Below are 6,715 nucleotides of genomic sequence, written 5' to 3'. Positions count from 1 at the left end.
AGCCGTGCAGCAGGGTGTCGTGCCGGCTGCGGTGGATGTTCTCCAGCTCGCGGATCAGCTCCTGCTCACCCAGGCGGCGGGCATCGACGCCCCTGTGCGGGTTCTCGGCCTCCGTCATGGCAGCCGTTCTCCTTCCCCGTCCGGTGGATCCGTGGCGTTCCGGCCGGCGGGCCAGGTGCCACTCCCGCGCCTTGCGGGTACCCGTCCGCTCCATACCATCCGGCCCTCCTGCGGGCAGCCGCGCAACTCGGCTCCCCGGCGACCGGCCACGCACCGGGGAGCCGGAGGGCGGTGCCGAGCGGCGCGACTCGCGCGGCGGCGGGCGCAGGAGCAGGATGAGGGTGCCGGATCCAGGTCGCGCCCGCGCCGCTCCGCTCTCCTCGGCGGGCACGCCACGGGCCCGCGTACACCCCAGGACACGAGTGCGATGAACGAGAAGACGAGACCGGCCCAAGGGCTGGACACGACATCGAGCGCGGACATGTTCGGCGCGCCGTGCTGGGTCAGTCTCCTGGCCCGCGACCTCAAGGCGTCGCAGGACTTCTACGGATCCGTGCTGGGGTGGGAGTTCCGCCCGGGCCGGCTCGGCGACGACTTCAGCGTCGCGTTCCTCGACGGCTCCCCGGTCGCCGGGATCGGCGCGCTGGCGCCCGCCATGCGGGTCACCGTCACCTGGACCCCGTACTTCGCCATCACCGACGCCGATGTGGCGGCCGCGCGCATCCGGGAGCGCAGCGGCACGGTCGCCGTCGGCCCGCTCGCCTTCCCGCTGGGGCGCGGCGCGCTGGCTGCGGACCGGGACGGTGCGGTGTTCGGCATCTGGGAGGGGGCGCTCATTCCCGACTGGCAGTCCGGCCACAAGGACGCGCCCGCCTGGCTGCTGCTGCGGACCCGGAACGCGTTCGACGCGGCGATCTTCTACGGGGAGGTGCTGGACTGGGCCACCGAGCGCCCCGGGTGCTGCGATGTCGACTACGAGAACGACGAGGTCGTCCTCATCAGCCATGGCCATGTGCTCGCGCGGCTCAGCTCCGGCGCGGCGGGCTCGGCGGCCGATCCCCTGGAGCGGCCCCGCTGGGACATCCACTTCCCCGTCGCCGATCTGGACGCCACGGTCCGGGCGGCCGAGGTGCACGGCGGTACGGTCCTGGCACGCCGTACGACCCGCGAAGGCGGCCGGGAGGCGGCCGTCCGCGATCCCGACGGGGCCCTGTTCACGATCACCGGCCGGGATTGAGCACACCGGTCAACGGCGGGAGCCTGCCGGGTGCGCGGGCGGTGGGCATCGCGCGACCGGCCGGGTGCGCGGGCAGTGCGCGGCTGTGAGCGGCGCCGGCGGCTGATGTGCCCAACCGTCCGGCGCCTGCGTTCCCCCACGTGCGGGGAGCGTGTCCACCCGGTACCGCGATCCGGTGGGCCGAAACCCGCGGCGCGGAACCGTTCGGGTGTCCGGGCGGGTTCCGGGGGCAGGAGCGGTGGGGACCGAGTCGGCCGTCCCGGCCGGCCGCGACGGCTCGTGGTGCGAAGGGAGCGAGAGCGATGACCCGGATGTACGACTCGGACGCGGGCCCCGTGAGCGCGACGGCCGGAGCGCGGGCGGCATCCGGCGGGGAACACCACCGCCGGGCCGGAGGCCGGGGCACGGACGAGCGCCCGGTGAACGGCCCCGCCGGGGCCACCGGGACCGAGGCCGCCGGGACCGAGGCCACCGGCACCGAGGCGGACGCCCTGCGCGAGGAGGTCGCCGGGCTGCGTGAGGCACTCGCCTCGCACCCGGTGATCGACATGGCCCGGGGCATGGTGATGGCGACCGCGTCCTGCACCCCGGAGGAGGCGTGGCAGGTGCTGGTGAGCGTCTCCCAGCACAGCAACGTCAAACTGCGTGAAGTGGCCCGGCACATCGTGAACAGCACCCACGGGCCCCCGCCGCCCCCGGCGGTCCGGGCCGCGCTGCGGTCGGCTTACGCGGCCCTGCCCGGCCGGGGCCGGTGAGCCCGGGCTCACCGTCAAGCCCCAGCGGACGCCCAGGCACGTTCCGGGTGGCGGCGGCTGTCGTATCCCGGGGACGCCGACGCGGTCACCCGGGGACGCGCATCACGAACCAGACGGTCTTGCCGGTGCCGTGCGGAAGCCAGCCCCAGCCGTCCGAGAGCCGTTCCAGCAGATAGAGCCCGTGCCCGGAAGTGCGTGCCGCGCGATGGGGGCCGTGCGGCCGGGGCCGTACCGGACTGGTGTCGCTCACCTGCACCCATAGCCGTCCGGGACCGTGATCGAACCTCAGTTCGGATGGTGCGCCACCGTGCCGGCAGGCGTTGGCCACCACTTCGGAGACCAGCAGCAGCACATCGTCGGCGAGTACACGTCCGTCCGGCCCCGACAGGTCGTACCACTCGTCGAGGATCCGGCGGGTCAGCTCCCGGCAGCGGCTGACCACCCCCGGTCCGCCCTCCAGCGGGAATCCGCGGCTCTGGTACGCCCGTCGGTCTCTCTGCACCCACGCCATACAGTCCGCGTGCCCAGAAATCATCCGCTAATACCCCAGAAGCGGGCATTCACCAGGAGGCCCTCCGCACCCCGGCCGGGCGGAGGCCGAGGGGTAGAGGGACTGAGGAGTACGGCGTACGGACGGCCAGGGCGGGGTCCCCTCGTCCGGGGGGGGCCGGGCCATCCACCCCGCGCCATCCACCCCGGGGCGCACGCGACGGGCCGCAGACCCGCCCGGTCCCGCCCGGTCCCGGCCGGTCCCCACGGCCCGCTGATCCCGCCGGTTCCTGACGGGCGGGCGCTGGATCTAGCGTGATCTGCGGCGGGCCGGTGACGAGGTGTGGGGGTCCACCTCCGCCCAGACGACCTTGCCGTCGTCTCTCGGGGCCGAGCCCCAGCTCCTGGCCAGCCGGTCCAGGACGATCAGACCGTGGCCGCCCGGGAGGGAGACCTCGCGCGGGCGTGGTGCGGGCCGGTCGGGACTGCGGTCCGTGACCTCGATACGCAGGCCGTTCGGCCCGTTGTGCAGCGCCAGCTCGGTCGGTCCGCCCGCGTGCAGACAGGCGTTGGTGACCAGCTCGGAGACCAGCAGCAGAACGTCCTCGACCCGCTCCGCGCGCTCGCGCGCCACCGGGGGCCAGTCCCAGTCGGCGAGCGCGTCCGCCGTGAAGTCACGGCAGCGGCTCACGACCCCCCTGGTGTCGAACAGCGCCAGCCTTCGGGTCTGCCCCGGCCTCCGGAGGTGTGTGCCCATCAGCTCCTCCGGCTGGAGGGTGTCGTCCGCCCTGAGGGCGGACCCGGTATGGTCCGGTGCCCGCGCGTGCTCGGCGGCGGACAGGGCTCCGCCCCCGGCCGGGCCGGATGCGCCCTCTCCCGTATCCACGGCGCCGCCGGTACGGAGACCCGGGGGACACCGGCGGCGGGCCGGGGCCCACCGTGGGGACACTCCCCGTGACGGAGCAGGGGCGCGTCGGGCGGGCGGAACGAGGACGACACCGTCTAGGTCCGCCGCTCGTCCGCCAGGGCCGCGTCAAGGCTGTCGTACAGCGGGAAGACCGCGTCGGCGCCCGTGATGCCGAACATCCGCGCCACGGGCGGCTGCAGCGCGGCCAGTACCAGCCGGCCGCCGGCCTCCCGTGCGTCGAGCCGGGCCCGGAGCAGAACGTTCAGACCGGTCGAGTCGCAGAACTGGAGCCGCGCGCAGTCGACGAGGATACGGGCGGGGGCAGCCGCCACGCCCTGCCGCAGCGCTTCGCGCAGCGGCTCGGCCGTGTCGTGGTCCAGCTCGCCCGTCAGAACGAGGACGAGGACACCGGCGCCCGGCCTCATCTCGACGCCGAAGCGGCCGGCGGCCGCGCTGTCCCCCGCCGGCTCTCCGGCCGTTCCCGACGCCATGGGGTTCTCCCGCCTTCCTGACCCGTCGATCCGGCGCCCGGGTGTGGAGGGACGCTCCCCCGAGGCTGGCAGGGCGGGTCCACCGCCGCCAGTCGGAGCGCGATCACCACGGCCACCGGGCCCGGTCGTCCGGCTTCCCCGGATGCCCCGAAGGTGCCCATTGCGTACGCCCCGAAACACCCGCACGTTCCCGGATCCGCCGCGGCGGCAGGGGGCACGGCCGGGAGATCCCGGACGCCCCGCCGGGTCGCGCCGGGCGGCGGGGCCGAACCGTCAGCGTGCCGCGGCGCGTTCGCGCCGTCTGGCGCTCACCCACTGCCGGGCGGCGGCCAGCCGGGGGTACTTCTCACGCTGTTCCCGGGCGCTGCGGTCCAGCTCCTCCATCAGCCGCCGGGAGCGGTGGGCCGGGTCCAGCTCGTCCAGGATGCGGTCGACCTCCGTGAGCAGCGCACCGTGCAGCTGCCAGTGGCGCGGATGGCGGCGGACGCCGGCCAGGAGCAGTCCAGCGACCCGCTCGCGGCCGGCGGCGGCTGCCTCAAGCTCCCCGGCGAGCCGGTGCTCCGCCGCCTCGGCGCTCTCGCTGACCTGGCTGGTGACGAGGACGGCGAAGCTCACCAGGGCATCGGCGACATGGGCGAACAGCTCCTCGACGGCGAGGCCCACCTCGCGCGGGAAGAGGTCGTCATCGCCGCGTTCCCTGGCGAGGTCGGTCATGGTCCGGGCCAGCACCCGCAGCACCACCGCGCAGATCTCCAGGGTGTCGAGGCCCGTACGGAGCACCACCCGGTTCAGCAGGCCCTCCCTCACCCTCGGGTTGAGCCTGAGACTGTCCTCGGCCTGCCGCAGGGCCGCGTCCACCTCACCGATGTCGTTGTCGAGCCGCCGCGCCTCGTGGAGCCGGGCGGCGGCCGACTCCACGGAGGCGGGGCTGTTCAGTTCCTCGCCGAGCCGCAGCAGCAGCTGCCGCATGCGCCGGGCCAGTTCCCCGATGGAGTCCCCGGCGGTGCTCAGCCATACGGGCGGCACGAACAGCACATTGAACAGCAGCCCGACCACCGCGCCGATGAGGGTTTCGAGTACCCGGTCCCAGGCGGTGTCCGTCACCCGGGTGACACCGAGGACGAGCATCGCGCTGATGGCGACCTCGGGGACGAACTCACTCACCCGGACCACTCGCCCGACGATCAGCGACGCCAGGATGATCAGCCCGAGGCTCCACCAGGAGAGTCCGACGAGCACGCTGAAGCCGATGGCGATCAGTACGCCGACGACGACGGAGTTCACCCGCCGGATGCCCGTGGTGAGGGTGGAGTACAGGGTCACCTGGACCACGAGGAGCGCGGTGAGGGGGGCGGTGAGCGGGGCCGGTTCGCTGCTCAGCCAGAGAGCGACGACGTAGGCGATGGTCGCGGCGGCGGTGGAGCGCAGCGTCTGGACGACGGCGGGATCGCTCCGGTGCCTCCTGATGAACTCGCCCACCGACGCCCCGGCCGGCTCTCGCGTCTCAGGCAATGCCGCCACCCGTGTGTGGTTCCAGGGTCAGGACCTCGGGAGAAGCGGTCCGAGCGGTCCCGGGCCGAGGTTGAGATCCCCGGGCCGGAGCCCGAACTCCTCGCGCGGTAGGCCCATCCGGTCCTCCAGCAGCATCAGGCTAAGGCCGATCCGCTCCTTCTGCTCCCCGCGGGTTGCGTGCCCGCGCCCGCCCGAACCCCCCAAAACCGGGACGGGGCGGGGATTCGACATGCCGTCAGCCGGGTGCCGGGCCACAGTGGGAGGAGTCCCGGCGCACTTCCGGGGCGGGCCGCACACGAGGGGAAGGGGCCGGAATGGATCCCGTGGAGGCGCTGGACCGGGTCGCGTTTCTGCTGGAGCGCTCGCGAGCGGAGACGTACCGGGTCAGGGCGTTTCGTTCCGCGTCCGCCGCGCTCTCCGCGATGTCCGCCGACGAGATCGCCGAGCGTGGCGCCGGGAGGTCGCTGGAGGCCGTCAGGGGCATCGGGCCCAAGACCGCCAAAGTCGTACGGGAGGCACTCGCCGGCCGGGTGCCGGAGTATCTCCAGCGGCTGGAGGACGAGGCCGCCGTGCCGCTGGCCGAGGGCGGTGAGTCCCTGAGGGCGATGCTGCGCGGGGACTGCCATCTGCACTCGGACTGGTCGGACGGGGGCAGCCCGATCGAGGACATGGGCGAAACGGCGATCGCCCTGGGCCACGAGTGGGCCGTCCTCACCGACCACTCGCCCCGGCTGACGGTCGCCCGGGGGCTGACGGCCGGGCGGCTGCGCGAGCAGCTGGATGTCGTGGCGGAGCTGAACCGGCGGTGGGCGCCCTTCCGGCTGCTGACCGGTATCGAGTGCGACATCCTGCTGGACGGTTCGCTCGACCAGGAGCCCGAGCTGCTGGACCGGCTGGACCTGGTGGTCGCCTCGGTCCACTCCGAGTTGCGTATGGAGTCAGCGAAGATGACCCGCCGGCTGATCAGGGCGGTGCGGAACCCGCTGGTCGATGTGCTCGGCCACTGCACGGGCCGGCTGCTCATCGGCCGGGAGCGGGGCGGCCGGGGGCGGGCGGCCAGGGAGGGAACCCGGCCGGAGTCCCGGTTCGACGCGGCGAAGGTCTTCGACGCCTGTGCCGCCCACGGCACCGCCGTGGAGATCAACAGCAGACCCGAGCGGCTGGACCCCCCGATGCGGCTGCTGCGCCTCGCGGTCGACGCGGGTGTCCACTTCGCGATCGACACCGACGCCCATGCGCCGGGCCAGCTCGACTGGCAGCTCCTCGGCTGCGCCCGCGCGGAGAGCGCGGGCGTACCGCCCGACCGGGTGATCAACACCTGGTC

The 6,715-nt window shown here is 74.0% G+C and carries 8 protein-coding genes and 1 pseudogene; 3 read left to right on the top strand and 6 right to left on the bottom strand.

Features of this window, described 5'->3' with window-relative positions; genetic code table 11:
* A partial coding sequence (locus ACWF94_RS29080; RefSeq protein WP_453494859.1) for a DUF6158 family protein occupies positions 1–118 on the bottom strand: 118 nt, incomplete at its 3' end.
* Positions 119–427: 309 nt separating this feature from the next.
* Here ACWF94_RS29080 and ACWF94_RS29075 point away from each other — a divergent pair.
* Positions 428–1,237: a VOC family protein gene (locus tag ACWF94_RS29075; protein WP_453494856.1), complete on the top strand. Its 810-nt coding sequence runs from the start codon at positions 428–430 to the stop codon at positions 1,235–1,237.
* Between the two features lie 302 nt (positions 1,238–1,539).
* Complete coding sequence (locus ACWF94_RS29070) at positions 1,540–1,992, top strand: ANTAR domain-containing protein (protein WP_453494853.1); 453 nt, start codon at positions 1,540–1,542, stop codon at positions 1,990–1,992.
* 85 nt (positions 1,993–2,077) lie between these two features.
* Here ACWF94_RS29070 and ACWF94_RS29065 read toward each other — a convergent pair whose 3' ends face one another.
* The 5 genes and pseudogenes from ACWF94_RS29065 to gvpK form a co-directional block, all read right to left on the bottom strand.
* Positions 2,078–2,494 carry an ATP-binding protein gene (locus ACWF94_RS29065; RefSeq protein ID WP_453494850.1) on the bottom strand — a complete coding sequence of 139 codons (417 nt, stop codon included), beginning with the start codon at positions 2,492–2,494 and terminating at the stop codon, positions 2,078–2,080.
* Between the two features lie 297 nt (positions 2,495–2,791).
* Positions 2,792–3,367 (bottom strand): ATP-binding protein, encoded by a 576-nt coding sequence (locus ACWF94_RS29060; protein WP_453494847.1) that lies wholly within the window; start codon positions 3,365–3,367, stop codon positions 2,792–2,794.
* A 116-nt stretch (positions 3,368–3,483) separates the two neighbouring features.
* The gene (locus ACWF94_RS29055; RefSeq protein ID WP_453494844.1) at positions 3,484–3,879 is read right to left on the bottom strand and encodes an STAS domain-containing protein; all 396 of its coding nucleotides are present in this window, start codon (positions 3,877–3,879) and stop codon (positions 3,484–3,486) included.
* Between the two features lie 273 nt (positions 3,880–4,152).
* Positions 4,153–5,391, bottom strand: a complete 1,239-nt coding sequence (locus ACWF94_RS29050; protein WP_453494841.1) for an FUSC family protein — start codon at positions 5,389–5,391, stop codon at positions 4,153–4,155.
* A gap of 27 nt (positions 5,392–5,418) precedes the next feature.
* Positions 5,419–5,556, bottom strand: a pseudogene (gvpK, locus tag ACWF94_RS29045) (gas vesicle protein GvpK); the annotation flags it as partial.
* Between the two features lie 149 nt (positions 5,557–5,705).
* On the opposite strand from gvpK, the gene ACWF94_RS29040 reads away from it, so the two are divergent.
* On the top strand, positions 5,706–6,715 hold a 1,010-nt coding region (locus ACWF94_RS29040; RefSeq protein WP_453494838.1), incomplete at its 3' end, for a PHP domain-containing protein.

The organism is Streptomyces sp. NPDC055078, from assembly GCF_053607985.1.
The sequence above is the reverse complement of the archived record's forward strand: the minus strand, read 5'-3'. Positions and strand labels throughout refer to the sequence as shown.